This window comes from Puniceibacterium antarcticum, assembly GCF_002760615.1.
GTDB classification, from domain to species: domain Bacteria; phylum Pseudomonadota; class Alphaproteobacteria; order Rhodobacterales; family Rhodobacteraceae; genus Puniceibacterium; species Puniceibacterium antarcticum.
This window is the reverse complement of sequence record NZ_AWWI01000019.1, coordinates 15,665-41,268: the sequence shown is the minus strand read 5'-3', so window position 1 is coordinate 41,268 and position 25,604 is coordinate 15,665. Positions and strand designations below refer to the sequence as shown.

At 62.6% G+C, this 25,604-nt stretch carries 23 protein-coding genes; 10 read left to right on the top strand and 13 right to left on the bottom strand.

The genetic code is table 11. The annotated features are described in order from the left end of the window. Positions 1–15: 15 nt before the first annotated feature. Together nth and P775_RS01735 are read left to right on the top strand one after the other, a co-directional pair. Positions 16–660, top strand: a complete 645-nt coding sequence (nth, locus tag P775_RS01740) for an endonuclease III (RefSeq protein ID WP_099909344.1) — start codon at positions 16–18, stop codon at positions 658–660. Next, on the top strand, positions 657–1,652 hold the full coding sequence (locus P775_RS01735; protein ID WP_099909343.1) for an adenosine kinase: 996 nt from the start codon (positions 657–659) through the stop codon (positions 1,650–1,652). Before nth ends, P775_RS01735 begins: the two co-directional genes overlap by 4 nt. A 101-nt stretch (positions 1,653–1,753) precedes the next feature. On the opposite strand, the gene polA is transcribed toward P775_RS01735, so the two are convergent. Both polA and P775_RS01725 read right to left on the bottom strand, forming a co-directional pair. Further along, positions 1,754–4,570: a DNA polymerase I gene (gene polA, locus P775_RS01730; protein ID WP_099909342.1), complete on the bottom strand. Its 2,817-nt coding sequence runs from the start codon at positions 4,568–4,570 to the stop codon at positions 1,754–1,756. 169 nt (positions 4,571–4,739) lie between these two features. Continuing rightward, positions 4,740–4,919: a zinc-finger domain-containing protein gene (locus tag P775_RS01725; protein ID WP_099909341.1), complete on the bottom strand. Its 180-nt coding sequence runs from the start codon at positions 4,917–4,919 to the stop codon at positions 4,740–4,742. Between the two features lie 75 nt (positions 4,920–4,994). Here P775_RS01725 and P775_RS01720 point away from each other — a divergent pair, with 75 nt between their 5' ends. Next, positions 4,995–5,933: an ABC transporter ATP-binding protein gene (locus P775_RS01720; protein ID WP_099909340.1), complete on the top strand. Its 939-nt coding sequence runs from the start codon at positions 4,995–4,997 to the stop codon at positions 5,931–5,933. Positions 5,934–6,015: 82 nt separating this feature from the next. Here P775_RS01720 and P775_RS01715 read toward each other — a convergent pair whose 3' ends face one another. The 4 genes from P775_RS01715 to P775_RS01700 all read right to left on the bottom strand — a co-directional run bounded on the left by P775_RS01715 (position 6,016) and on the right by P775_RS01700 (position 8,079). Further along, entirely contained in the window at positions 6,016–6,480 is a 465-nt protein-coding gene (locus P775_RS01715) for a DUF1203 domain-containing protein (RefSeq protein ID WP_342749623.1), read from the bottom strand. Between the two features lie 203 nt (positions 6,481–6,683). Beyond that, entirely contained in the window at positions 6,684–7,052 is a 369-nt protein-coding gene (locus P775_RS01710) for an HIT domain-containing protein (protein WP_099909360.1), read from the bottom strand. 85 nt (positions 7,053–7,137) lie between these two features. Then, a complete protein-coding gene (locus P775_RS01705) occupies positions 7,138–7,404 on the bottom strand; it encodes a DUF2798 domain-containing protein (protein WP_099909338.1) in 267 nt (88 codons plus the stop codon). Between the two features lie 84 nt (positions 7,405–7,488). Continuing rightward, the gene (locus P775_RS01700; RefSeq protein ID WP_099909337.1) at positions 7,489–8,079 is read right to left on the bottom strand and encodes a DUF1285 domain-containing protein; all 591 of its coding nucleotides are present in this window, start codon (positions 8,077–8,079) and stop codon (positions 7,489–7,491) included. Positions 8,080–8,146: 67 nt separating this feature from the next. Here P775_RS01700 and P775_RS01695 point away from each other — a divergent pair, with 67 nt between their 5' ends. Genes P775_RS01695 through P775_RS01680 form a run of 4 tightly spaced genes read left to right on the top strand, consistent with a single transcriptional unit; the run spans position 8,147 to position 14,830 of the window. After that, the gene (locus P775_RS01695) at positions 8,147–9,154 is read left to right on the top strand and encodes an AAA family ATPase (RefSeq protein WP_099909336.1); all 1,008 of its coding nucleotides are present in this window, start codon (positions 8,147–8,149) and stop codon (positions 9,152–9,154) included. After that, positions 9,151–10,026 (top strand): DUF58 domain-containing protein, encoded by an 876-nt coding sequence (locus P775_RS01690; RefSeq protein WP_099909335.1) that lies wholly within the window; start codon positions 9,151–9,153, stop codon positions 10,024–10,026. Before P775_RS01695 ends, P775_RS01690 begins: the two co-directional genes overlap by 4 nt. Then, entirely contained in the window at positions 10,023–12,791 is a 2,769-nt protein-coding gene (locus P775_RS01685) for a DUF4159 domain-containing protein (RefSeq protein WP_099909334.1), read from the top strand. Before P775_RS01690 ends, P775_RS01685 begins: the two co-directional genes overlap by 4 nt. Next, positions 12,788–14,830: a glutamine amidotransferase gene (locus P775_RS01680; protein WP_099909333.1), complete on the top strand. Its 2,043-nt coding sequence runs from the start codon at positions 12,788–12,790 to the stop codon at positions 14,828–14,830. Before P775_RS01685 ends, P775_RS01680 begins: the two co-directional genes overlap by 4 nt. A 221-nt stretch (positions 14,831–15,051) precedes the next feature. Here P775_RS01680 and P775_RS01675 read toward each other — a convergent pair whose 3' ends face one another. The 5 genes from P775_RS01675 to P775_RS01655 all read right to left on the bottom strand — a co-directional run bounded on the left by P775_RS01675 (position 15,052) and on the right by P775_RS01655 (position 19,949). Next, on the bottom strand, positions 15,052–15,519 hold the full coding sequence (locus tag P775_RS01675; RefSeq protein ID WP_099909332.1) for an Hsp20 family protein: 468 nt from the start codon (positions 15,517–15,519) through the stop codon (positions 15,052–15,054). 176 nt (positions 15,520–15,695) lie between these two features. Then, positions 15,696–16,988 carry a glycolate oxidase subunit GlcF gene (glcF, locus tag P775_RS01670; RefSeq protein ID WP_099909331.1) on the bottom strand — a complete coding sequence of 431 codons (1,293 nt, stop codon included), beginning with the start codon at positions 16,986–16,988 and terminating at the stop codon, positions 15,696–15,698. A gap of 3 nt (positions 16,989–16,991) precedes the next feature. After that, a complete protein-coding gene (locus P775_RS01665; RefSeq protein ID WP_099909330.1) occupies positions 16,992–17,339 on the bottom strand; it encodes a hypothetical protein in 348 nt (115 codons plus the stop codon). Beyond that, positions 17,336–18,451: a glycolate oxidase subunit GlcE gene (gene glcE / locus P775_RS01660; protein WP_099909329.1), complete on the bottom strand. Its 1,116-nt coding sequence runs from the start codon at positions 18,449–18,451 to the stop codon at positions 17,336–17,338. Before glcE ends, P775_RS01665 begins: the two co-directional genes overlap by 4 nt. A gap of 49 nt (positions 18,452–18,500) precedes the next feature. After that, positions 18,501–19,949, bottom strand: a complete 1,449-nt coding sequence (locus P775_RS01655) for an FAD-linked oxidase C-terminal domain-containing protein (protein WP_099909328.1) — start codon at positions 19,947–19,949, stop codon at positions 18,501–18,503. A gap of 119 nt (positions 19,950–20,068) precedes the next feature. Between P775_RS01655 and P775_RS01650 the strand changes: the two genes are divergently transcribed. The 3 genes from P775_RS01650 to P775_RS01640 are packed head-to-tail and all read left to right on the top strand — an operon-like array spanning position 20,069 to position 21,629. Continuing rightward, positions 20,069–20,479, top strand: a complete 411-nt coding sequence (locus P775_RS01650) for a CopD family protein (protein WP_099909327.1) — start codon at positions 20,069–20,071, stop codon at positions 20,477–20,479. A gap of 9 nt (positions 20,480–20,488) precedes the next feature. Continuing rightward, positions 20,489–21,256, top strand: a complete 768-nt coding sequence (locus P775_RS01645; RefSeq protein ID WP_099909326.1) for a DUF599 domain-containing protein — start codon at positions 20,489–20,491, stop codon at positions 21,254–21,256. Positions 21,257–21,260: 4 nt separating this feature from the next. Continuing rightward, on the top strand, positions 21,261–21,629 hold the full coding sequence (locus tag P775_RS01640) for a hypothetical protein (protein ID WP_099909325.1): 369 nt from the start codon (positions 21,261–21,263) through the stop codon (positions 21,627–21,629). 126 nt (positions 21,630–21,755) lie between these two features. On the opposite strand, the gene P775_RS01635 is transcribed toward P775_RS01640, so the two are convergent. Next, a complete protein-coding gene (locus tag P775_RS01635) occupies positions 21,756–23,936 on the bottom strand; it encodes an esterase-like activity of phytase family protein (protein ID WP_099909324.1) in 2,181 nt (726 codons plus the stop codon). Positions 23,937–24,128: 192 nt separating this feature from the next. Continuing rightward, positions 24,129–25,604 carry an NAD-dependent succinate-semialdehyde dehydrogenase gene (locus tag P775_RS01630; protein WP_099909323.1) on the bottom strand — a complete coding sequence of 492 codons (1,476 nt, stop codon included), beginning with the start codon at positions 25,602–25,604 and terminating at the stop codon, positions 24,129–24,131.

Here is a 25,604-nt window from a genome sequence, read left to right as displayed (position 1 = left end):
AGGCATAGAGGTGTCATGGCAAAACAGCTCGACTATCATACGATCCGCGAGATCTTTGACCGCTTTCAGGCGTCCGAACCCGAACCCAAGGGCGAGCTGCATCACGTCAATGCCTTTACGCTGGTTGTCGCGGTCGCACTGTCTGCGCAGGCGACGGATGCGGGCGTGAACAAGGCCACAGCCAAACTGTTCGAAATTGCTGATACGCCGGAAAAGATGGTTGCCCTTGGCCTTGAGGGGATCACCGAACATATCCGCACCATCGGCCTGTACCGCAACAAGGCGAAGAATGTGCTGAAACTCAGCGAGATTCTGGTCGCGAACTATGGCGGCGAGGTGCCCAACAGCCGCGCCGCGCTGCAATCCCTGCCCGGGGTCGGGCGCAAGACGGCCAATGTCGTGCTCAACATGTGGTGGCATTATCCGGCGCAGGCGGTGGACACCCACATCTTTCGTGTCGGCAACCGCACGGGTATCTGCCCGGGCAAAGATGTCGTCGCCGTGGAACGCGCTATCGAGGATAATATACCTGTTGATTACCAACATCATGCGCATCACTGGATGATTTTGCACGGGCGGTATATCTGTGTGGCGCGCAAACCGAAATGCGGGGCCTGCCATATCCGCGATCTCTGCCCCTTCGAGGAAAAGACACTATGAAAACCTATCAGATTGTCGGCATCGGCAATGCCATCGTCGACGTGCTCACCCGCGCCGATGACACCTTTCTCGAACTTATGGGCATCACCAAGGGCATCATGCAGCTGGTCGAACGCGACCGCGCCGAGGTGCTCTATGGCGCAATGGAAGGCCGCGTTCAGGCGCCGGGCGGATCGGTGGCCAACACCCTGGCCGGCCTTGGCAATCTGGGTCTGCGCACCGGCTTTATCGGGCGCGTGCATGACGACGCGCTGGGGCGGTTCTATGCCGCCGAGATGGAAAAGATCGGCACCACCTTCGCCAATCCGCCAGTTACGGGCGGTGAGCTGCCGACGTCGCGGTCGATGATCTTTGTCTCGCCTGATGGCGAACGGTCGATGAACACCTATCTCGGGATCTCTGCCGAACTCGGCCCCGAAGACGTGTCCGATGATGTCGCAGCGCAGGCAGACATCGTCTTTCTCGAAGGCTATCTGTTCGACAAGGACAAGGGCAAAGAGGCCTTTATCGCCACGGCCCGCGCCTGCCGCGCCGCCGGGGGCAAGGCCGGGATCGCGATCTCTGATCCGTTCTGCGTCGAACGCCACCGCGCCGATTTCCTGAAACTGATCGAAAACGAGCTGGATTACGTCATCGGCAACGAGGCCGAGATTCGCGCCCTGTTCCAGAACGACGATCTGGACTCCGACCTTGCCGCTGTGGCCGCGATCTGCCCGCTGGTGGTCTGCACCCGCTCTGGTGACGGGGTCAGCATCCTGCAGAACGGTGTGCGCACCGATGTCCCGGTGACCAAGGTTGTGCCGGTCGATGCCACCGGTGCCGGCGATCAGTTCGCGGCCGGCTTCCTCTACGGTCTCGCCACCGAGCAGGACATGCGCACCGCCGGGCGCATGGGATGCATCGCTGCCGCCGAGGTGATCAGCCACATGGGCCCCCGCCCCGAAACCTCGCTATCCGATCTGTTCCGCAAGGCTGGTCTGCCCGTGGCCTGACCAAGGCAGAGCGCAAAAAAACGGGGCGGCTGTCTGCGCGCCCCGCTTCTTCTCTTTCCAAATACGCAAAATGCTCCGCCGCCACCCGCGCGGCGGAGAAATCAGTGTGCCTCGGCCCAGCTGTGGCCCTGCCCCGCCTCAACGATCAGCGGCACGTCCAGATGCACCACCGGGTCGGCCGCGCCCTCCATCACCTCTTTGGCGATGGCGATCAGCGGATCGACCGAGCCTTCATCCACTTCGAACAGCAATTCGTCATGCACCTGCAGCAGCATCGTTGCGGGCAGGCCCGCGATGGCATCGGGCATCCGGACCATGGCGCGCCGGATGATGTCTGCCGCGGTGCCCTGAATCGGCGCGTTGATCGCTGCGCGTTTGGCAAAACCCGAGCGCGGCCCCTTGGCGTTGATCTCAGGCGTGTGGATCACCCGGCCAAACAAAGTCTCCACCCGGTCATGCTTCTTTGCGAATTCGACCGTGTCATCCATATAGGCCTTGATGCCCGGGAAACGTTCGAAATACCGGTCGATAAAGCCCTGCGCCTCGGCCCGGGGAATGCGCAGGTTGCGCGCCAGACCAAAGCCGCTGATCCCGTAGATCACACCAAAGTTGATCGCCTTGGCCTGCCTGCGCACATCTGATGTCATCTCTTCCATCGGGACGTTGAACATTTCCGACGCGGTCATCGCGTGAATGTCCTGCCCGTCGCGGAACGCCTGCTTCAGCGCCTCGATGTCGGCCACATGCGCGAGGATGCGCAGCTCGATCTGGGAATAGTCCAGGGACACCAGAACCTTGCCCGGCTCCGCGACAAAGGCTTCGCGAATGCGCCGCCCCTCTTCACTGCGCACAGGGATGTTCTGCAGGTTCGGATCGGTCGACGCCAGCCGCCCGGTGTTCGCCCCGGCGATGGAATACGAGGTGTGTACCCGCCCGGTGTCCTTGTTGATATGCTCCTGCAGGGCGTCGGTATAGGTCGACTTCAGCTTGCTCAGCTGGCGCCAGTCCAGCACGCGCCGGGGCAGGTCATATTCCGTCGCCAGATCCTCAAGCACATCAGCGCCAGTCGAATATTTGCCGTTCTTGCCCTTTTTGCCGCCCTCAAGCGACATCTTGTCGAACAGGATCTCGCCCAGCTGCGCCGGGCTGCCCACGTTGAACTTTTCCCCGGCCAGCTCGTGAATTTCGGCCTCCAGCCCCGCCATCTTCTGCGCGAAGGCGCTCGACATGCGGCTCAGGGTCTGACGGTCGACCTTGATCCCCGCCATCTCCATCTTTGCCAGCACAGGCACCAGCGGGCGTTCCATCGTCTCGTAGACGCGGGTGACCTTGGCGCGGTGCAGCTGCGGCTTGAACAACTGCCACAGGCGCAGGGTCACATCCGCATCCTCGGCCGCATAGGTCACAGCCGTCTCGATCGGCACGCGGTCAAAGGTAATCTGGCTCTTGCCCGACCCGATCAGCTCCTTGATCGGGATCGGCCTGTGCCCCAGATACTGCTCGGCCAGGGTGTCCATGCCATGCCCGTGCTCCCCAGCATGCATGGCGTAGGACATCAGCATCGTGTCATCGATCGGCGCAATCTCGATGCCGTAGCGGGCAAAGATCTTGGCATCATATTTCATGTTCTGCCCGATCTTGAGGATACTCGGATCCTCCAGCATCGGCTTCAGCGCCGCGAGCGCCGCATCCAGCGCGATCTGCCCTGCGGCAAGGCTATCGTCGGCCTTTTCGCTGAACAGATCTTCGGTTCCGTCCTTCTGCGCCGCCCCGCCACGATGGGTCAGCGGGATGTAACAGGCCTCGCCCGCCTCAACACACAAGGACACGCCGACCAGATCGGCGATCATCTCGTTCAGGCCGGTCGTCTCGGTATCCACTGCGACCCAGCCACGAGCATAGGCCCGCGCGATCCAGCCCTCAAGCGCGGCCATGTCGCTGACGCATTCGTATTTATCGGCGCTGATCGGCGGTGCCTCGGGCGCAGCGCCGGCCCCCGCCTGAACCTCGGGTTCGGGAATGGCGGGTGCTTCGACGTTCAGGGCGTCCGAAATCCGCTTGGTCAGACTGCGGAACTCCATCTCGGTCAGAAAGCCCAGCAGCACCTCGGGATCGGGGTCCTTCACCTCAAGATCGTCCAGACCAAAGTCCAGCTCCATCCCGCAATCCAGCTGCACCAGCTTCTTCGACATCTCGATCTGCGCACGATGTTCGACCAGAGTCTGCCGCCGCTTGGGCTGCTTGATCTCTTCAGCGCGGTCCAGCAGATCCTCAAGCGAGCCGAATTCATTGATCAGCAGCGCCGCCGTCTTGATCCCGATCCCCGGCGCGCCGGGCACGTTGTCAACCGAATCGCCGGCCAGCGCCTGCACATCCACCACACGGTCGGGAAAGACACCGAACTTTTCGAAGACACCGTCGCGGTCGATGCGCTTGTTCTTCATGGCATCGAACATCTCGACCCCGTCTCCGACCAGCTGCATCAGATCCTTGTCCGAGGAAATGATCGTCACCTGACCGCCGGCCTCACGCGCCTGACAGGACAGCGTCGCGATGATGTCATCCGCCTCAAAGCCCGCAAGCTCCTTGCAGGCGATGTTGAACGCCTCGGTCGCACGCCGGGTCAGCGGGATCTGCGGGCGCAGATCCTCGGGCATCGCCTCGCGGTTGGCCTTGTAAAGGTCATACATGTCGTTGCGGAACGTATGACTGCCCTTGTCAAAGATCACCGCCAGATGGGTGACATCGCCCCCGGCATTGCCCTCGACATAGCGCTGCAACATGTTGCAGAACCCGGACACCGCCCCGATGGGCAGCCCGTCCGATTTCCGCGTCAGCGGCGGCAGCGCGTGATAGGCGCGAAAGATAAACGCCGAGCCGTCAATCAGATGCAGATGATGGCCTTTTCCGAACGCCATGACGCGCCTCCGTTGTCAACTGAGCAACAGGATGCCATGGCCCGACTACGACCACCACCCCATCTTCTTCTCTTTCCAAATACGCAAAGTCCGACGCCGCCGCAAAGCAAGACGTCGAAAACCAGGCGCAGCAGTGCAACCGGCCTGGGCCCGCCGCTTTAGTGGGGTCTCAGACCTTGCCCTCGAAATCGCGATGCACATATTTCGCATCACAATAGCCGCATTCGACGAATCCGGTGGCTTCGGGGATCTGCAACCAGACGCGCGGATGCCCCAGCCCCCCTTCATCGCCATCACAGGCGATGCGGTATTTGTCCACGATCTTGGTTTCAGGCGCTTGCGTCGTCATCGGGCACATTCCCTTTTGGCTGCCTTTGCACTACCTGCGTTATGAGCGAATGACCGAACGGGAGCAAGACACCGCATGACCACGGACGCGATCAAGATCACAGGACTGCGCAAAACATACGGGGCGGGCGGGAAACAACCCCCCAAAGAAGCGCTGACCGGCATTGACCTGACCGTGCCCTCGGGCTCGGTATTCGGCTTGCTCGGGCCAAACGGTGCGGGCAAATCCACACTGATCAATATCCTTGCCGGTCTGGTGACCAAGACCGCCGGAAATGTCAAAATCTGGGGATTCGATCAGGATGTGAACCCGCGCCAGTCCCGCGCCGCCATAGGCGTGATGCCGCAGGAACTCAACCTCGACCCGTTCTTTACCCCGCGCGGCGCGCTGGATGTGCAGGCCGGCCTCTATGGCGTGCCGAAATCCCAGCGCCGCACCGAAGAGATCCTCGAGATGATCGGCCTTTCAGACAAGGCCGAAGCCTATGCCCGCACCCTTTCGGGCGGGATGCGGCGGCGGCTGCTGCTGGGCAAGGCGCTGGTGCATCATCCCCATATCCTCGTGCTGGACGAGCCCACAGCCGGGGTCGATATCGAGCTGCGCCGGATGCTGTGGGAAAACGTCCGTCGCTTGAACCGCGAGCGTGGCATGACAATCATCCTGACCACCCACTACCTAGAAGAGGCCGAAGAGATGTGCGATGAAATCGCCATCATCTCGCAAGGATCCCTGATCGCGCGCGACACCACCCACAATCTGCTGGGTCAGATCGACACGCGCACCATGATCATAACCCCGGAAACCAAGCCTGCGACACTGCCAACGGCGCCGGGAATCGAGGCGACAGCCCGACCCGATGGCAGCATCGCCTTCACCTATCATTCAGCCCGTACCGAGGCCGAGGAAGTGCTGCAGCTGGTCCACAATGCAGGCATCCGCATCCGCGACGTGCGCACCGAACAGGCCGATCTTGAGGAAGTCTTCCTCAATCTCACCCGGTCGAGCGCGGCCTGAGGCCTGTCGCGTCCAATTGACTTCAGCGGACAGATCGCGTGCGAAAACTGCAGCCGTCTGCCCGCTGAACGGCGCACTTCGATCAAAAGAACTGCGCCTTGGGCCGCAGAGCTCGCGCCTGCCAGCAGTTATTACGGGCCGAGCGTATATCAACAAAGGCCACGCGATCGTCCCCCAGCCGCGCCTCGACATCGGAACCAAGCGTGGCAGAGGGAACAACCGCGCCGGTGCCATAGACGATGCGCTCGTCCGCGCTGTAGCCCTTGATCAGATAGTCGGGCGAAGTGCTCAGCACCTCAGGCACGTCCCCTGCGCCGGAATAGGCCCCGCAAGGCTTTGCGCACAGGAACACCGGCCCGGTTTCGGCATAGGGTTGCAGTGCCCCGAACGGCCTATAGGCCAACACCAACATCTCCTCCCCTGCCGGAACATGCCTAAGACAATGACGACAGGGGTTCCCCGCCTCGTCGCTCAGGCGGCACTCGGGTACTTGGCCACAGGCATCCTCCCCACCGGCTTGGTAGGCGCGTGCTTCCTTGGTTGGCATCCCGGTAAATTGTATCATTTCAGACCTCCGCTGACAGCACTGCTTATGGTCTGAATTTATCGCGGCACAGGGCCACCGGGCGACCCGCTTCCTGCGCAACACACACAAAGACGCAGGCAGACGTCTTTATACCGCCGAACGAGGCGGGGGTGACATATTCAGCGCGTACAAAAGGCGCGCACCGCAGGATCAGAGCACCAGGATCAGGCCGGTTGCAGCATCCGGCCAAGCGGGCGTCCGGCCAGGATGTGTACATGCAGATGCGGCACCTCCTGTACCCCAGCCACTCCGGCGTTCGAGATCATGCGGAACCCGTCCTTGGCCACGCCCTCCATCTCGCAAACTTTGCCGATAGCGCGCGTGTAGTCGAGGATTTCTGCATCCGATGCCTCTTGGGCAAAGTGGTCGTAGCAGACATAAGCTCCCTTGGGGATCACCAGCACATGCACCGGCGCTTGCGGATAAAGATCGCGAAACGCCAGACTATGCTCGGTCTCAAGCACCGTGGTGTTGGGAATCTCGCCACGCAGGATTTTGGCAAAGATGTTCTGATCGTCGTAGACATAGCCCATGGGCGCCTCCTCGGTCTGCAAACAGGTCCTCGGGTTCAGCAGGTGAACCGCGCTCGGATTGGTCTCGCGCATCATTTCGGCGTTGTCAATTTGGCCGATCCGGTGATGGCCGGTCCCGCAGGGTCTCATCCTTGCGCGTCATGGCCGCCACAAGGCGCCGCGCAACCGGTGCCACCACCAGAACCGCTGGAAAGGCGATTCCCCAGGCCGGCAGCCAAGCCGAAATCCAGAGCCCGCAGAATCCCTCGATCAATCCCAGCGCATGCAGTGTGGCCACGCCCGACACCAGAAACGACATCATCCCCGAAAGCAGAAATCCAAAGACGACTGGGGCAAGGCGTGGTGGGATCATTGCAGGCTCCAATGCAAGGTCGCGAGCAGGTCTGGAGCAATTCTCAGGCGCCGTCCAGCAAGGTTATGTTGACCGACAATCATATCAGACGGGCAGGTCAGCCGACGGGATCATCGGATAAAACGCGCTGCTGGACCAAAGCCCGAACCACGACTGACTTTCGACCTCGTGATGTGCACCCAGATCGACCAGTCGATAAAAGCTCTTGCGATCAATCAGCGCCTCAAGCCCGGCGCGGATCATCACATAGGGCGAGGGCTCGCCGCTTGCGTCATCGCGCACCACCCGGATCGGATTGTCAGGCCCAGCCACAACTGTATCTCCGACATTTGTCTGAAAACTGAGCACTTGTTTGCGTCCGGCGCCAACCGCTTCGAAATCGACGGCAAGGAAAGGCGCGTCTTCGACGGTGATTCCGACCTTTTCGACCGGGGTCACCAGAAAATACTTGCCGTCCTCCAGCTTGAGGATCGTTGAAAACAAACGAACAAGCGCATGTCTGCCGATCGGGGTGCCCTGATAGAACCAAGTGCCGTCCCGTGCTATACGCATGTCGAGATCGCCGCAGAACGGCGGATTCCACTTGTCGACCGGTGGCAGGCCCCTTCCTTTGGCGGCTCTGAGGGACGCGGCGATGCCTTCTGCCGACGGTGTCACGGAATTTTGTGTGTTCATTGCTTTTGCCATTTCCAAGTCGCGCGATACACTCATACCAACACGTAGCATGTCAGGGAGCATTGTCATGACCAAGGCCGAAGATCTGGTCGCCGAAATCGAGGCGCTGGAAGCGAAACTGGCCGAGGCCAAGAGCGCGATCACCAAGCGTTTCATCGGGCAGGAGCGGGTTGTCGAACTGACCCTGTCGGCCATGCTATGCGGTGGTCACGCTATTCTGATCGGTCTGCCCGGTCTGGGCAAGACCCGACTGGTCGAGACTTTGAGCACGGTGATGGGCCTTAACGGCAACCGGGTGCAGTTCACGCCCGACCTCATGCCGGCCGATATTCTGGGCTCCGAAGTGCTGGAAACCGGCATGGACGGCTCGCGCGCCTTTAAGTTTATTCCCGGCCCGATCTTCTGTCAGCTGCTGATGGCGGATGAAATCAACCGCGCCAGCCCCCGCACCCAGTCTGCACTGTTGCAGGCGATGCAGGAAAAGGTCGTGACCGTGGCGGGTGAAAACCGCTCGCTTGGCGCGCCGTTCCATGTGCTGGCGACGCAAAACCCGATTGAACAGGAAGGCACCTACCCCCTGCCCGAAGCGCAGCTTGACCGTTTTCTTGTGCAGATCGACGTCGCCTATCCGGACCGCAAGACCGAGCGGGATATTCTGCTCGCGACAACCGGCATCGTCGAGGAAGAGGCGCATCAGGTGTTCGATTCCGAAACGCTGGTTGCCGCTCAGCGTCTGCTGCGCCGGATGCCGGTGGGGGAGTCGGTGGTCGAGATGATCCTGGATCTGGTACGCGCCTTCCGCCCCGCCGATCCTTCGGCAGGTGAGCGTGTGCGCGAAACCGTTGCCTGGGGTCCGGGGCCGCGCGCCGCACAGGCGCTGATGATGACTGTGCGCGCCCGCGCGCTGTTGCAGGGTCGGCTGGCCCCGTCGCCCGAGGATGTGCTGAACATGGCGCGGCCGGTGCTGACGCACCGGATGGCTCTGACCTTTTCCGCCCGTGCCCGGGGTGAAGACCTTGGCGCGCTGATCGACGACGTGGCCGCAGGCATGATGCGGTCCGAGGCGGCGGCGTGATTCCAGCCCTCGCCCTGCGCCAGAAATCCGAGGAAGAAGCCGCCCGCCTGCCCGCCCTGCTGGCGCGGGCAGAAAAACTGGCCGGCACCGTCCTTTTGGGCGAACACGGACGGCGGCGTGCGGGTCTGGGCGATGATTTCTGGCAATACCGCCCACTGCAGCAGGGTGATTCCCTGCGCAGCATCGACTGGCGTCGGTCTGCCCGCAGCGATGGGCAGTTCGTGCGCGAACACGAATGGCAGATCGCGCAGAGCGTGATCCTCTGGCTTGATCAGGGGGCGTCGATGCGCTTCAGCAGCGAAAAGGATTTGCAGACCAAGGCGGACCGCGCGCGTCTGCTGACACTGGCCGCCTCGATCCTGCTCGTGCGGGGCGGCGAACGGGTGGGCCTGACCGGCTGGACCCTGCCACCCCGGCGCGGCACCGAACAGATCCTGCGGCTGGCCGAGGCCTTTACCACCGATTCTCCAGAGGATTACGCCGCACCCGAGGCGCGCGGCATGCTGCCCCATGCCCGGGCGATGTTCGTGTCGGATTTCCTGGCAGATCTTGGCCCTGTTGAGGCCGCGTTAACCAAAGCCGCCGACCGTGGCGTGCGGGGCGTGCTGCTTCAGGTGCTTGACCCGTCCGAAGAAGCGTTTCCCTTTCAGGGCCGCACGATTTTCGAAAGTATGGGCAAATCGATGGCGCATGAAACGCTCAAGGCCGGGGATCTGCGCGCGCGCTACCTCGACCGGCTGGCGGAACGCAAAGCCAGACTCGACCACCTTTGCCGGGTCACCGGCTGGCAGTATCAATGCCATCACACCAACACATCGGCGCAATCGGCCCTGCTCTGGGTTTACCGCGCGATGGACGGAGGCCATGGATGACCCTTTTCGGCGCGCTCGGCTTTTCGGCGCCCTGGCTGTTGCTGGGGCTGCTGGGCCTGCCCATTCTGTGGCTGATCCTGCGCGCCGTGCCCCCGGCGCCGATCCGGCGGTTGTTTCCGGGGGTTGTCCTGCTGCTGGGCCTGAAGGACGAGGAACAGGTCAGCGACCGCACGCCTTGGTGGCTGCTGCTGTTGCGGATGCTGGCGGTTGCTGCGGTGATCCTTGGCCTTGCCGGCCCCGTGCTGAACCCGCAGAACGAAGAGCAGGCCGCGGGCAGCGCGCCGTTGCTCGTGCTGATGGATGCGAGCTGGGCCAGTGCCGCCGACTGGCGCGCGCGGCAAGAGGCGGTCGAGGCGCTGCTGATCCGTGCGGGCCGCGACGACCGCCCCGTCGCGCTGGTGCGCCTGAGCGACCCCGAACCGCCGCAGTTTCAGGCAGCCGATGTCCTTCGCAGCCGTCTGCCCGGCGTCCTGCCAGAGCCGTGGGAGCCGCAGGCCGAACAGATCACGCGCCTGCTGTCTGTGCTGCCCGACAGTGCATTCGACACCTATTGGCTGTCCGACGGTTTGGTGCGCAACACACGCGACGGCCTGCTGGAGACGCTGGAACAGCGCGGCCGCGTGACGGTGTTCGAAAGCCCCCGCAGCCTTTATGCCATTGAACCCGCGCAGTTCACCGACGGCAATGTCGCGCTGACCCTGCACCGTTTGCGCCCCGGTCCCGAAACCGAGATTTCCGTGGTTGCGCAGGGGCTTGATCCCGCAGGCAATCCCGCCACGCTGGCCCGCGTGCCAGTAACCTTTGACGCCGACGCCGTGACCGCTGAGGCCGAGCTTTCCCTGCCTGCCGAGTTGCGCGCCCGTGTTGACCGGTTCGAGGTCGAAGGCCAGCGCAGCGCCGGGGCGGTGACCCTGCCCGACGATTCCCTGCGCCGCCGCGAGGTCGCTCTGATCGCCGGGAACGAGAACCGCGAGGGGCTGGAGTTGCTCTCACCGCTGCACTACCTGACCCGCGCGCTGGAGCCGAACGCCGATCTGCTGGATGGTGCCCTGCTGGACATCCTGCCGGCCAATCCCGATGTGATCATCCTTGCCGATGTCGCGACCCTCAGCACAGCCGAGGAACAGGCGACGCTGGACTGGGTCGACAAAGGCGGGATGCTGCTGCGTTTTGCCGGGCCGCGCCTTGCCGCCAGTGACATCAGCCGCGATGCCGAGGACCCGCTGATGCCCGTGCGCCTGCGCGCCGGGGGCCGCACCGTCGGCGGCGCGATGAGCTGGGGCGAGCCGAAATCGCTCGCGCCCTTTGCTGCCGAAAGCCCGTTCTTCGGCCTGAACATCCCCGCTGATGTCACCGTGACCGCACAGGTCATGGCCCAGCCCGACCCGAACCTTGCCGGTCGCGTGATCGCACAGCTGGATGACGGCACGCCTCTGGTTACCCGCAAGCGGATCGGCCAAGGTCAGGTGGTTCTGTTCCACGTCACCGCCAATGCGGAATGGTCCGGCCTGCCGCTGTCTGGCCTCTTCGTGCAGATGCTGGAACGGTTGGCCGTCTCATCCACCCCCGCACAGCCAGAAGCCGCCGATCTTGAGGGCACGGTCTGGCAACCAGAGGTCGTGCTGGACGCCTTTGGCACCCCGCGCGATGCGGACAATCTTCCCGGCGTGGACGGCAGCGCGCTCGCGGGTGATCCACTGGGCCCTGATCTGCGGCCCGGTCTCTACCAAGGCACGGACCGCAGCCTTGCCCGCAATGTAATCGCGCCCGATGCAGATCTCACCGCCACCACATGGCCCGCCCGGATCGAGGTCAGGGGGCTAAGCCGCCCGCAGGAAACGCCGCTGGCCGGCTGGCTTCTGGCGCTGGCGATAGCTGCCCTGCTCGCGGATGTTGTCGCCTCGCTTGCTCTTTCGGGTCGCCTGCGCGGGGCGCGCGCGACGACGGCACTGATTGCGTTTTTCCTGTTGCCCCTGCCGCAACAGGGCCAGGCGCAAAGCGCGGGCGACGATGCCTTTGCCCTAGCCGCGACATCCGAGGTGACGCTGGCCCATGTGCTGACCGGCGACAGTCAGCTTGACGACATGGCGCAGGCCGGCCTTTCGGGCCTGTCCGAAACCCTGTTTTTCCGCACCTCGGTTGAACCGTCCGAGCCGATGGGCGTGAACCTTGAAACCGACGAGCTGGCGTTTTTCCCCCTACTCTACTGGCCGATCACTCCCAGCCAGCCCACGCCGTCGGACGAAGCTTATGCCAAGCTCAACACCTATCTGCGCTCGGGCGGGATGATCCTGTTCGACACCCGCGACGGAGATGTGGCAAGCTTTGGTGCCGCAAGCCCCAATGGCCGCAAGCTGCAGGAGCTCGCCGCCCCGCTCGATATTCCACCGCTGGAACGGGTCCCTCAGGATCATGTGCTGACCAGAACCTTCTACTTGCTGCAGGATTTCCCTGGCCGCTACGCAGCCCGAGACGTCTGGGTCGAAGCAGCACCGCCAGATGCCGAGCTGATCGAGGGCATGCCGTTTCGCAACCTAAACGACAATGTGACCCCGGTGGTGATCGGTGGCAACGACTGGGCCGCCGCCTGGGCGATGGATGACCGGGGCAATCCGCTGGTCCCTGTCGGGCGCGGCTTTACCGGCGAGCGCCAGCGCGAGATCGCCTATCGCTTCGGCGTCAATCTGGTCATGTACGTGCTGACCGGGAACTATAAATCCGATCAGGTCCACGTGCCTGCACTTCTCGACAGGCTGGGCCAATGACCGGAACAATCCTTTTTGACCCGCTTCTGCCCTGGGGTGCCATCGGTGTTCTTGGCGCGCTTGCGCTGATCGGCGTGGTGCTGGCGCTCTGGCGCGGCCTGTCGGGCTGGGCCCTGCGCGCGCTGGCGGCTGTCATCCTTGTCGGTGCCTTGACCCAGCCGTCCTATCAGGTCGAAGACCGCGCGCCCCTATCCGACATTGTCCTGATGCTGGTCGACCAAAGCGCGAGCCAGACCCTTGCCGAACGCGCGGGTGTGACCGAAGACGCCGCCACCACGCTGCAAGACCGCCTTGCCGGTCGCCCCAATACCGAGGTGCGCCGCATCAACGTGGGCGATGGCGAAGACGATGCCGGCACGCTGCTGATGTCCGCGCTGAACGCGGCACTTGCCGAAGAACCGCGCGCACGAATCGCCGGTATCCTCTTGCTGTCAGACGGACGCCTGCACGATCTGGAACGTGCGCCCAATCTGCCCGCACCGATGCACCTGCTGATGACGGGCAAGGAGACCGACTGGGACCGCCGGTTGATCGTGCGCAACGCCCCGGCCTTTGCGATCCTGGGCGAACCGGTGACCCTGACCCTGATGGTCGAGGATGATGGCGCCGCCCCCGGTGATGCCACAACGCCGCTCGAAATCTCGGTCGATGGCGGCGAGCCACAGATCTTTGACATGCCGATTGGCGAGTCGTTCGAGCTGCCCGTCACCCTGCCCCATGGCGGGCGCAACGTGATCCAGTTCACCGTGCCTGAAGCCGAGGGCGAACTGACCGACCGCAACAACACCGCGCTTGTGCAGATCAACGGCGTGCGTGACCGCCTGCGCGTGCTGCTGGTGTCGGGCGAACCCCATGCCGGTGGGCGCACCTGGCGCAACCTGCTGAAATCCGACTCTTCCGTCGATCTGGTCCACTTTACCATTCTGCGTCCCCCGGAAAAGCAGGACGGCGTACCGGTCACCGAACTGTCGCTGATCGCCTTTCCGACCCGCGAGCTGTTCCTGGAAAAAATCGAAGATTTCGATCTGATCATCTTTGACCGCTACAAGCGGCGCGGGATCCTGCCCGCCATCTACCTGGACAATGTGCGCAACTATGTCGAACAGGGCGGTGCACTGCTGATCGCCGCCGGGCCGGATTTTGCCAGCGCCGACAGCCTCTACCGCTCGCCCCTGTCCTCAATCCTGCCGGGCGAGCCCACGGCGCGCGTCCTCGACGAAGGCTACAGGCCCGCAGTCACCGATCTGGGACAGCGCCACCCAGTCACGGCAGGTCTGCAGGGGGCGGAAACCTGGGGCCGCTGGATGCGCCAGATCGAAGTGACCCCGACACCCGAGAGCGAAGTGGTGATGTCCGGCGTGGATGACCGCCCGCTGCTGATCCTCGACCGCGTGGGCGAGGGGCGCGTGGCGCTCATGGCCTCGGATCAGGCCTGGCTCTGGTCGCGCGGGTTCGAGGGCGGCGGGCCGCAGCTTGACCTGTTGCGCCGCCTCGCCCACTGGATGATGAAGGAACCCGAGCTAGAAGAAGAGGCGCTGTTCGCCGAGGCGACGGGCCAGACAATGCGCATCATCCGCCGCACCCTGTCAGAAGAAGCCGGCACTGTGACGGTAACCCGCCCTGACGGCACCACGGAAGAAGTCGAGCTGACCGAAGTCAGCCCCGGCCGGTTCGAAGCGCTGTACGAAGGTCCCGACATCGGCCTTTACCGTCTGAGCGAGGGTGACCAGACCTCGGTCATCGGCCTTGGCCCCGCCGCACCGCGCGAGTTCGAACAGACCATCGCGACGGGAGAGATCCTTGAGCCGGTCATCGATACGATGCGCGGCGGTGTGCAGCGGCTTGAGGACGGCATTCCCACGATCCGCGAGGTCAGCGCGGGCCGCCCTGCTGCGGGTCGCGGCTGGATCGGCCTGACCCCGCGCAATGCCTACGAAACGCTGGATGTGACGCAGACCCCGATGTTGCCCGCCTGGCTGGTGCTGTTGCTGGCCTCGGCCATGATCATCGGCGCCTGGCTGCGGGAAGGCAGAAACTGAGCCTGCTTGCACAAAGACAAACAGATTTTCACTGTAACCTGTTTCATCTGCCCACAAATATCCCGGGGGGTCGTCAGTGTAGCACCATTGGTCCGAGAGACGATGGCGACGGGCTGGCCTGGCTCCCAATTCTTCGCCGGGTCCGAGCCTGACAAAAGCCCCCGGTGGATCACTCCTCCGGGGGCAGGTTCTCAGAAAGCAGTATGAACTGTTGGACGCCCTCAGTTCACAGACTGCGCGTCAACCACGTCCTTGCTGATCGCACCTGCAGTGGCGATCTCGATCCGGCGAGGTTTCAGCGCCTCGGGGATCTCGCGGGACAGGTCGATGTGCAGCATGCCATCAGCATGGCTCGCGCCCATCACACGCACATGATCGGCCAGCTGGAAGCGGCGTTCAAAGGCGCGTGTTGCGATGCCACGGTGCAGGTAGGCACGGGGGCCGTCCTCATCCGCCTTGCGGGCCGAGACAACCAGCGCGTGGTCCTTTACCTCAACCGACAGATCGGCATCGGAAAAACCGGCCACAGCGATCGAGATGCGGTAAGTGTCGTCAGCGGTCTTTTCGATATTGTAGGGCGGATAAGTCGGCTGTGCGCCGTCATTGGCCAGAACCCGGTCCATCATGTCTGCGATCTGATCGAAGCCGACAGTGGCACGGTAAAGGGGTGCAAAATCAAAGTTTCTCATGGGTCATCCTCCAGTGAGCGATACCATTTTGATGTCGCGCCTTCCCACCATGGGACAGGCGCGGGTGTGTCGGGACCCGGTTTGTGGCATCCCGATGGCTTAAATATTGGCAGGCGGAGGGCCGCTTTCAAGACCTGACCAAGCAGGAAAACACCGCGCCAGACGCGCGGCAGTGCTCAGCCTTTTACGAGCAGCTTCGGCGGCTTTGGCCCGCCGGTGGCCCAGTCGAGCAGTTCGACGGTATGCACCACCGGAATGCCCGTGCCCGAACCGATCTGCATCATGCAGCCGATGTTGCCAGCCGCGATCACATCGGGCTTTTTTGCCTCAAGCGTGCGGACCTTGCGCGCCTTGAGCTGACCCGAAATCTCGGGCTGCATCAGGTTGTAGGTGCCGGCCGATCCGCAACAGAGATGCGGATCGGAGGGTTCGACAATTTTGAAACCCGCCCGCTTGAGCAGATCCTTGGGAAAGGTCTTGATCTTTTGTCCGTGCTGCAGCGAACAGGCCGCGTGATAGGCGACGGTCAGCCCCTGATCCATCCCTTCGGGTAGATCGAGATCCATGAGGACCTCGCTGATATCCTTGGCCTTTTGCGACACGCGGGCCGCGTCTGCCGCCAGCGGGTCATTGCGGAACATATGGCCGTAATCCTTGACGGTCGTGCCGCAGCCCGAGGTGTTGATCACGATGGCATCCAGCCCGTCGCCATCCATCTCGGCCACCCAGGCGCGGATATTGGCGGCGGCCGAGGCATGGCTTTCCCCGACCTTGCCCATGTGATGCGTCAGCGCGCCACAGCATCCGGCGCCCTTGGCCACAACGACCTCGCAGCCCAGACGGCGCAGCAGGCGGATGGTGGCATCGTTGATATCGGTGTTCAGCGCCTTTTGCGCGCAGCCCGTCATCAGCGCCACGCGTTTCTTTCGCGGGACTTCGGGGGCAAAGGTCTGCGGATCGTCATTGCGGCTGACCGGCGGAATCGTCTTTGGCGCCATCTCAAGCATTGCCTTCAACCGCGCATCCGGCATCAGAAAGGCAAAGGGCCGCCCGATCTTGGCGCCAAGCAGGGCAATCCGGAACCGCGTCGGATGCGGCAGGATCCGCGCCAGCACCCAGCGCAGGGCGCGGTCGGACCAGGGGCGGTCATAGTTTTCCTCGATATAGGCGCGGGCGTGGTCGACCAGATGCATGTAATGCACCCCCGACGGGCAGGTCGTCATGCAGGCGAGGCAACTCAGGCAGCGGTCTATATGCTTGACGGTCTTTTCATCAGGCTTGCGCTCGTTTTCGAGCATGTCCTTGATCAGGTAGATGCGACCCCGGGGGCTGTCGAGCTCATCCCCCAGCACCTGATAGGTCGGGCAGGTGGCGGTGCAGAAGCCGCAGTGCACGCAGGCGCGCAGGATCTCGTTCGATCGCTCGAAGTCCGGTTTTTCCAACTGCTTTGGGGTAAAGGTTGTTTGCATGGTTCACCTGAGGATCAATAAAAGCCCGACGTGCATTGTCAGGAGCACGGCTATGGACAGAATAACGGGATAGGTCGGTTTCTGCCGCCGCAACCGCCACCAGCGCCACGCCTGGATCGGCGCGCTGAACGCCACGGCGGCCAGCGTGCCGTAGAGCGGGAGCAATTCGACCCCGTGAAACCAGTCATCTGGGCCAGACGACGGGCCAAGCGGCAGAATGTAAAAGGCCGCCAGAACGCAGAGCAGCAGAATGGTGAAGGCTGTGGCAAGATAGGTCGCGCCCGGCTTGCTCAGCAGCAGGATCAGGAATGCTACAACCGGCAGGCCGAAGATAAGAACCAAAAGGCTCATCCGGCCATCAGCCCGGGGTTGAGGATCCCGCGCGGATCGAACCGCTTGCGCAATCCGTCGGTGAGCCGTGCCAAAGGCGCCGGTTCGGGTTGAAAGACGGGCAGCGCCGCGCGGCTGGCGGCAGACCCGCGCACCAGCGTTGCATGACCTTTGACCGCGCCAATGCGTGCGCGCAGGTCGGTGCCTTCTGCCACACGCGCCCAGATCAGCCCGCCCCCCCAGTCGAACAGCAGCGCCCCGGCGTCGAGCCGCGCCGCAACCTCGGGCGCATCGGAGGGTTTGACCGACACGCGCCAGACATCGCCCGCGCCGTCATGCAACGGGGCAACATCGCGTATGCCTGCCCAGATCTGCGCGACCCGCGCCGGATCGGTTTCCACCGCGATGTCATGCCCCTTGAACAGCGTTTTGAGCTGATCGGCGCGGTAGGTTACGGATTTTTCGAAGCCCTCGATCCGCAGCAGGGTCTGCCCGGCCTGCGGATCATGTGCGGCGCCAGTGATTTCGAACGGCGATCCCAGTGCGCGGCTCATCACCGTAACCGCCAGCGCCGCATCCAGCCTCTGAAACACCAGCGTTGCCGCGCTGTCCGGTTTTGGCAGCACCTTCAATGACACCTCGCTCAAAACGCCAAGAGTACCCCAGCTGCCCGACAGCAGCTTGACCAGATCATAACCGGTGACGTTTTTCATCACCCGGCCACCGTTCTTGATCACCGTGCCCTGCCCGTCCACAAACCGCACACCCAGCATGAAGTCGCGGCAGGCCCCGACCTGAACCCGTCGCGGCCCCGAAGCGTTCGAGGCGACCACACCGCCCATAGTGGGTGTACCGGTGGTGCCCAGCAAGCCGCGATGATCCATCGGCTCAAACGGAAGCCTCTGGCCTTCGGCATTCAGCGCGGCCTCGACCTCGGCCAGCGGGGTACCTGACTTTACGACGAGAGTCAGCGCGCCCGGTTCATAGAGCGAAATTCCCGACAGCCCGCCGGTTTGCAGCACATCACCTGTCACCGGGCGGCCCACAGACCGGGTGCCGCCGCCCTGCACATGCAGGGGGCCACGGGCGGCAGCAATCGTCTCGGCCAGTTCGGCCTCTGTCTCTGGTCTCATGTCTTTTACAGGTCCCGAATGCTCTGAGGGGCTGGAGGCTAACAGCCAGTTATTCTGCGGCCAGCGCGACGGTGCGGCGGCTTTCCGAGGCAGCGAGCGGAAACACCTTGGCCGGGTTCAGCAGCCACTTGGGGTCGAACACATCCTTGACCGCCATCTGCGCCTCAAGATCGTCCGGCGCGAACTGATCCACCATCAGATCGCGTTTTTCGATACCCACGCCATGTTCACCGGTCAGGCATCCCCCCACCTCGACACAGAGCCGCAGGATGTCGGCGCCCATCTGTTCGCACAGCTCAAGATCGCCCTCTTTGTTGGCATCGAACAGGATCAGCGGATGCATGTTGCCGTCACCCGCGTGAAAGACGTTTGCCACGCCCAGACCGTATTGTTTGGACAGCTCCCCGATGCGCTTCAGCACAAAGGGCAAAGAGGTCACGGGGATCGTGCCATCAAGGCACATATAGTCGTTGATCTGCCCCATGGCCCCGAAGGCGGATTTGCGGCCCAGCCAGATGCGGCCGGCCTCGTCAGCATCCTTGGCCTCGCGCAGCTCAACCGGGTTGTGGCGGCGGGCGATGGCCAGAATTACGGCAAGCTGTTCGTCGATTTCGGCAGGCGAGCCTTCAACCTCGACGATCAGCAGCGCCTCGCACATAGGGTATCCGGCATGGGCAAAGGCCTCGCAGGCCTCGATGCAGGGGCGGTCCATGAATTCGATGGCGACGGGCAGGACACCGGCCTTGATGATGTCGGACACACATTCGCCGGCGACTTCGTTGGTGTCGAACCCCATGAGCACGGGCCGCGCCCCTTCCGGTTTGCGCAGAATCCGCAAGGTGGCTTCGGTCACGACGCCAAGCTGGCCTTCGGATCCACAGATGATGCCGAGCAGGTCGAGCCCGCCACTGTCCAGATACGCCCCGCCGACCTCAATCACGGTGCCATCCATCATCACAATTGTGACGCCCAGCAGGTTGTTGGTGGTCACGCCGTATTTCAGGCAATGCGCACCGCCCGAATTCATCGCGATATTACCGGCGATGGCGCAGGCCAGCTGCGAAGATGGGTCAGGGGCGTAAAAGAAATCTTCCTGTTCGACCGCGCCGGTGACAGAGAGGTTGGTGCGCCCGGTCTGCACCCGGATGAAGCGGTTGTCGTAATCCGTTTCCAGCACCTCGTTCATCCGCGCCACGCCCAGAAGAACACAATCTGCCGTGGGCAACGCGCCGCCAGCGAGGGAGGTCCCCGATCCGCGCGGTACCACCGGCACGCCCATGTCATGGCAGATATTCAGCACGGCTGAGACTTCTTCTGTCGAGCGGGGCAGGACGACGGCCAGAGGGGCGCAGCGATAGGCTGTCAGCGCGTCGCATTCATAGGCGCGTGTTTCTGAGACCTCGGAAATCACCCCGCCTGCGGGCAGGACCCTGGCAAGGGCAGACACAATCTGCGCCTTGCGCGCGATGATGCCTGGATTCGGAACGGGCATTTCCATGGCGCTTCCTCCTGAATTGGTAATTTAATATAACCAAAATCGCGCAGGCAACAAATGAATTCTTGCCGGAAGACACGGAAGCCTTGCGAAAATGCCGGGTCTGTCGCAGGGATCGTGACATGAACTGGGTAAAAATCATACATATCCTCTGCGTGATGGGTTGGATGACGAGCATCTTTGCCGTCCCCCGCGCCCTTATCTTCTGGAAACGCGAATATGCCCGGCTGGGTGAATTCGGGCCACTGGGGGATCTGACGATCCGACTCTACCGCTTTTCCGCCGGGCTGGGTGTGATCGCGCTGTTCACCGGTCTTTGGCTTGCGTCCAGCTGGGGGTTCCCTGTCTGGGTCTGGGTCAAGCTATGCCTCGTTCTGGCGCTGGCGGCGCATTATGGCTGGACCGGACGGATGGTGCTGCGCGGGCGCCGGGGCATCTTTACCGAATCCGACCGCTTCCTGCGCATCTTCAACGAAATCAGCGTTCTGGCGGTGATCGCGATCCTTTGGGTCGTGGTCGTCAAACCGTTCTGAGGGGGGCACATGATCTGGACTGAACAGATCGGCCTTTTCACCCGGCTGGATTACGCTGCGCTGGCGCTTTTGCTGCTGGGCTGGATGGGGTGCAACTGGATCATCGACCATCCGCCAAAATGGCGGCCGTCCGTCTCCATGCTCATGGCTGACTACCGGCGCGAGTGGATGCGGCACTTCGTGACCCGGCAACCACGCATCTTTGATTCCGCGATCATCGACAACATGCGGCAGGGCACGGCTTTTTTCGCGTCGGCCAGCATGATTGCGATCGGCGGCGGTCTTGCCATGATCGGCAAGGCTGACATGCTGAGCGGCGTGGCCAAGGATCTGACGCTGGGCAGTGAAACCGCCCCCGCCATCGTCTGGGAGATCAAGCTGCTGTTGATGCTGTTCTTTGCAACCAACGGCTTTCTGAAATTCGTCTGGTCGCACAGGTTGTTTGGCTATTGTGCTGTCTTGATGGCCGCTGTGCCGAACGATGTAGACAAGCCCGTCGCCTATATTCGCGCCGCAAAATCGGGCGAGATCAACATCACCGCCGCGCGCAGCTTCAACAGTGGGCTGCGGTCCGTCTATTTCGGCATTGCGTCGGCGGCCTGGGTACTGGGCAGCTCGGCGCTGGCTGTGGCTGCGGTTTTCACCATCCTTGTGATCCTGCGGCGCGAGTTCTGGTCCGCCTCGCGCGCCGTGTTGCTGGATGGCAGTGATCGCGAGGAATACACGAAAGACACACGTGGAGTTGACGCCGCAGGCCCTGGCAAGCTGCTAGGATGACTGAATGAAAACGCTTTCGTCAATTTTTGCGGTTTATGCCCTGCTTGTTGCCCCGGCGATGGCTGATGAGCCGGAAATCGTCTCTGCGATGGCGGACAAGGTCGGTATGGGCTGGCGGATTTCTGTCACGTTGCGCCATGCCGACACCGGCTGGGACCACTATGCTGATGGCTGGCAGATCGAGGATTCGGCAGGCCATGTCATTACCAGTCGCGAACTCCTGCACCCCCACCTGCAAGAGCAGCCCTTTACCCGGTCCGTGTCCTCTGTGGTCGTGCCGGATGGCGTGAGAGAGCTGTTCGTCAGGGCACATTGTTCGGTCGATGGCTGGGGCAAGGATGTCTACCGGATTGAGCTGTCGCCGGATATGTAAACGCCGCCCCAAAGCGCAGCGGCGTATCAGGATTGAACGCGTGAGAGCAAGTCGCTTCAATCGCCCGAGATCACAAAAGCGCCGGGGGCCGCCCCGCCCTGCAGAGCGGCCCCCGGGAAAGTCAGCTTACTTGAACGACCAGAGGAAGGTTTCGCCCGAACTGTCGTCGACGCCGTCATTGTCGGTGGACACCCAGACGGTGCCATCCTCTGTCACGGCCAGACCTTCGACCTTGTCGACCACATAACCGCCCCAGGACTTGAGGTCGGGGATCAGGTCACGCACCTCTTCCTTGGTCACGACCTTGAGGTCAGACCCAAGCGCGCCCGGCACCATGTCAGAGGCGGGGATGCGGTAGATCTTTTTCGTAATGGCCGCGTCGCCGATCTGGTTGTCACGCTCGATCACATAAACCCAGTCGCCGTGGGCCACGATCTCGGACAGGCCGGTCCAGCCGGCGTCGGGAGTGGCCTTGGGGTAGAGGACAGCGCCCCATTCCTCGGACTCGACGTTATAGGCCAGCAGTTTCACGTGGTCCTTAGGGTCGTCGCCCCATTCACGCTGCACGGCCATCCAGAGCCAGTCGCCGACCTTGGTGATGCCCTCAAAGCCAAAGCGTGTCTCATGCGCCAGAAGTTCTGCAGGCAGGCCGATCTCGTCCTTGATCTCGCCCTTGGAATTTACGTGGTAGAGCGCATGGGGGATCAGACGGTCCGTGCGGCCTTCGGATGCGACCCAGAAACCACCCTCGCCATCCAATGTGATGCCTTCCATATCCAGCTTTTGCGCAGGCATTCCGGCGCGGGTCACACGCAGGGCGTTGGTGATATGTGCGGGCTTGGTCGAGGTGTCGATGGTAAAGATCGTCGGCTGATAGCCATAGAAGCTGTCGTTCACCGCATAAAGGGTCGATCCCTCACCGGCGACCATGCCAGAAATCGCGCCCCAGCCGGTCAGCTCGTCCATGCCTTCGGAGGTTAGCGTCGGATAGGCGGCTTCGCCTTCGGCGTATTCATAGATCATGACATGCGAGCGCACGCCGCCATCCTCGATCAGGTCGGATTCGTTTGCGCTGACCAGCAGGTTGCGCTGCGGGATCGCGACGACACCTTCTGGGGCGATGCCAGACGGCAGGATCTGCTTGAGCACAGGGCTCGCCGGATCGCTCATGTCATAGACCCCGATAACCGAGGCGCGCTCGGCCAGCAGGAACATGTAAGGCACGCCGTCGAATGTGGCGATTTCCATGCCCTCAGGCTCGATCCCCTTGGCGTCCGAGCGTTTGTCCGGGTAGTGGCCCAGCTGGATCACCGCCTGTTCAAAGCTGGTCCCCGACTCGTAAACCTCGGTGCCGTCCTTGTTGAACACGGTGAAACCGCGCGAGCCGCCATCCATATCGCCTTCGTTGGCGATGGCTATATGGTTGTCGTCGACCCACTGAACCGCATCGGGTTCGCGCAGGCGACCGGGCTGGGATTCGTCAAAAATCAGCGCAGCGCGCTCGTCCGTGGCGTCGATGCCTTCCAGATCCACGGAACCGGCGCTGAAATGATTCAGAACCTCGCCGTCGCGGGACAGGATGACGATGTGGTTGTTCTCTTGCAGGGTCACGGCGACCTCACCGAGCGAGTTAATATCGCTGAACTCGGGTTCGGGGTCTTCGGGCGAGATTTCTGCAAGACCGGTCACATCGGCATGGCGCAGCGTGGCGCAATCCATCGTGCCGTCACCAAGGTCGATCATCACCACATCGCCTGCAGGCATCTGACCGACGCGGCCGTCACCGGCACCTTCGTCGCGCTCGTTCTCGATCGCGACGGCGATAAAGGAGCTGTCTTTGGCAAAGGCGGTGCTGTCGGGCTGACCACCCAGATCGCACTGCGCCAACTCTTCGCCGCTTGCCAGATCAAAGGCCGACAGATGGCCCGACGGCTTGGCGTAGCTTTCTGATTTGTTTACAGCGACATAGGCGGTCTGCCCGACGATGCTGACGGCTGTCGGCTCTCCCCCCAGCTCGATATTGCCGAGCGGCTTGGGGTTGGCTGGGTCGGTGATGTCGATGCGGCCCAGAACGCCCAGCGGGCTGTCGGTATAGGCCAGCGTCATGCCATCCGCGCTGACCGAGATGATTTCGGCCGAGGACGGGCGCGACAGGTCTTCGCCATCGGCCATGTTGCGCGGCACGGCAAAGCTGGCGATGCGGTTGAAATTCATGTCGGCCATCGCCGAGCCTGCGGTCAGCGCGAGGGTGGCCGTACCCGCGCAGAGCGCGAGAGTCGAGGTTAGGCAGAGCGTACGGATTGGCATGAAGGTCCCCTGATTGTTCAGGGGGCGGTTTGAGGCATGCGGGCAACATTCGTGTGACAGGCGTGTAACATCCATGTGACACGCGACGTCAGCCACGGGCGCCCACCCGAGGCCTCCGCGCAAAGCGCGGGGGACGAGACGCAAAGAGCGCGCCCTGTGGGCGCGCTCCGCTGGATCAGTTAACCTGAGGGATCAGACCGACAGGCAGACGTATTTCATCTCAAGGTAATCCTCAATCCCGTGGTGGCTGCCTTCGCGGCCCAGACCGGATTGCTTGACGCCGCCGAAGGGTGCCAGCTCGGTCGAGATGATGCCGGTGTTCACGCCGACGATGCCGTATTCCAGCGCCTCGGCCACCTTGTAGACGCGGGCCAGATCCTTGGCATAGAAGTACGACGCGAGACCAAAGATCGTGTCATTGGCCAGAGCGATCACCTCATCCTCATCCTCGAACTTGAACAGCGGCGCGAGCGGACCAAAGGTTTCTTCGGTTGCGAACAGCATGTCCTTGGTGGCGCCGGTCACGATGGTCGGCCCAAAGAAGTTGCCCGACATCTCGTGCTCTTCCCCGCCAAGGATGACCTTGCCGCCTTTTGCCTTGGCATCGGCAATATGTTCCTGCACCTTGCCCAGCGCATCGTGGTTGATCAGCGGGCCAAGCTCTGTGCCGTCTTCAAGACCGTCGCCCACTTTCATCGCTGCGACGCGCGTCTTCAGCTTTGCGGCGAATTCGTCATACACGCCAGCCTGAACGTACAAACGATTGGCACAGACGCAGGTTTGACCATTGTTGCGGAACTTGCACATGATCGCGCCTTCGACTGCGGCATCGAGGTCAGCATCGTCAAAAACGATGAACGGAGCGTTACCACCGAGTTCCATCGAGCATTTCATCACCTGATCAGCGGCCTGTTTCAACAGGATGCGGCCCACCTCGGTCGAGCCGGTGAAGGTCAGCTTGCGCACGGCGGGATTTTCGCAGAATTCCTTGCCGATCTCGGAGGAGGACGACGACGGGACCACGTTGAACACGCCCGCCGGAATGCCAGCACGGTCGGCCAGCACACCCAGCACGATGGCGGACAGCGGTGTTTCCTTGGCCGGACGCGCGACAAAGGCACAGCCAGCAGCCAGCGCCGGGCCACATTTGCGGGTGATCATGGCATTGGGAAAGTTCCACGGCGTGATCGAGGCGGCGACGCCAATGGGCTGCTTCAGCACCATGATGCGCTTGTCGCGCTGGTGGCCGGGGATCATCTCGCCATAGATACGCTTGGCCTCTTCACCGAAAAATTCAATGAAGGACGCGCCATAGGCGATTTCGCCCTTGGCCTCGGCCAGCGGCTTGCCCTGCTCTGCGGTCAGGATCACACCCAGATCGTGCTGGTTTTCCATGATCAGATCGAACCATTTGCGCAGCACGGCGGCGCGTTCCTTGCCGGTCCATTTGGCCCAATCCTTTTGCGCGGCCTCGGCCTGCGCAATGGCGCCTGCCACCTGCGCGCGCGACAGATCAGCCACCTGAGCGACCACATCGCCGCGCGCGGGGTTGGTCACATCAAAGGTGCCTTTGTCGCCATCCACCCATTTTCCGCCGATATAAGCGCGGGTTTCCAGCAGGCTGGGATCGTTGAGAAGCGAGGCGAGATTTGTTGTCTGGTCGAGCAT

What these genes read in the sequence shown, in the direction of transcription:
- nth (WP_099909344.1), top strand. Translation starts at nt 16, where the DNA reads ATGGCAAAACAGCTCGACTATCATACGATCCGCGAGATCTTTGACCGC.
- P775_RS01735 (WP_099909343.1), top strand. Translation starts at nt 657, where the DNA reads ATGAAAACCTATCAGATTGTCGGCATCGGCAATGCCATCGTCGACGTG.
- polA (WP_099909342.1), bottom strand. Translation starts at nt 4,570, where the DNA reads ATGGCGTTCGGAAAAGGCCATCATCTGCATCTGATTGACGGCTCGGCG.
- P775_RS01725 (WP_099909341.1), bottom strand. Translation starts at nt 4,919, where the DNA reads ATGACGACGCAAGCGCCTGAAACCAAGATCGTGGACAAATACCGCATC.
- P775_RS01720 (WP_099909340.1), top strand. Translation starts at nt 4,995, where the DNA reads ATGACCACGGACGCGATCAAGATCACAGGACTGCGCAAAACATACGGG.
- P775_RS01715 (WP_342749623.1), bottom strand. Translation starts at nt 6,480, where the DNA reads ATGCCAACCAAGGAAGCACGCGCCTACCAAGCCGGTGGGGAGGATGCC.
- P775_RS01710 (WP_099909360.1), bottom strand. Translation starts at nt 7,052, where the DNA reads ATGGGCTATGTCTACGACGATCAGAACATCTTTGCCAAAATCCTGCGT.
- P775_RS01705 (WP_099909338.1), bottom strand. Translation starts at nt 7,404, where the DNA reads ATGATCCCACCACGCCTTGCCCCAGTCGTCTTTGGATTTCTGCTTTCG.
- P775_RS01700 (WP_099909337.1), bottom strand. Translation starts at nt 8,079, where the DNA reads ATGAACACACAAAATTCCGTGACACCGTCGGCAGAAGGCATCGCCGCG.
- P775_RS01695 (WP_099909336.1), top strand. Translation starts at nt 8,147, where the DNA reads ATGACCAAGGCCGAAGATCTGGTCGCCGAAATCGAGGCGCTGGAAGCG.
- P775_RS01685 (WP_099909334.1), top strand. Translation starts at nt 10,023, where the DNA reads ATGACCCTTTTCGGCGCGCTCGGCTTTTCGGCGCCCTGGCTGTTGCTG.
- P775_RS01680 (WP_099909333.1), top strand. Translation starts at nt 12,788, where the DNA reads ATGACCGGAACAATCCTTTTTGACCCGCTTCTGCCCTGGGGTGCCATC.
- P775_RS01675 (WP_099909332.1), bottom strand. Translation starts at nt 15,519, where the DNA reads ATGAGAAACTTTGATTTTGCACCCCTTTACCGTGCCACTGTCGGCTTC.
- glcF (WP_099909331.1), bottom strand. Translation starts at nt 16,988, where the DNA reads ATGCAAACAACCTTTACCCCAAAGCAGTTGGAAAAACCGGACTTCGAG.
- P775_RS01665 (WP_099909330.1), bottom strand. Translation starts at nt 17,339, where the DNA reads ATGAGCCTTTTGGTTCTTATCTTCGGCCTGCCGGTTGTAGCATTCCTG.
- glcE (WP_099909329.1), bottom strand. Translation starts at nt 18,451, where the DNA reads ATGAGACCAGAGACAGAGGCCGAACTGGCCGAGACGATTGCTGCCGCC.
- P775_RS01655 (WP_099909328.1), bottom strand. Translation starts at nt 19,949, where the DNA reads ATGGAAATGCCCGTTCCGAATCCAGGCATCATCGCGCGCAAGGCGCAG.
- P775_RS01650 (WP_099909327.1), top strand. Translation starts at nt 20,069, where the DNA reads ATGAACTGGGTAAAAATCATACATATCCTCTGCGTGATGGGTTGGATG.
- P775_RS01645 (WP_099909326.1), top strand. Translation starts at nt 20,489, where the DNA reads ATGATCTGGACTGAACAGATCGGCCTTTTCACCCGGCTGGATTACGCT.
- P775_RS01640 (WP_099909325.1), top strand. Translation starts at nt 21,261, where the DNA reads ATGAAAACGCTTTCGTCAATTTTTGCGGTTTATGCCCTGCTTGTTGCC.
- P775_RS01635 (WP_099909324.1), bottom strand. Translation starts at nt 23,936, where the DNA reads ATGCCAATCCGTACGCTCTGCCTAACCTCGACTCTCGCGCTCTGCGCG.
- P775_RS01630 (WP_099909323.1), bottom strand. Translation starts at nt 25,604, where the DNA reads ATGCTCGACCAGACAACAAATCTCGCCTCGCTTCTCAACGATCCCAGC.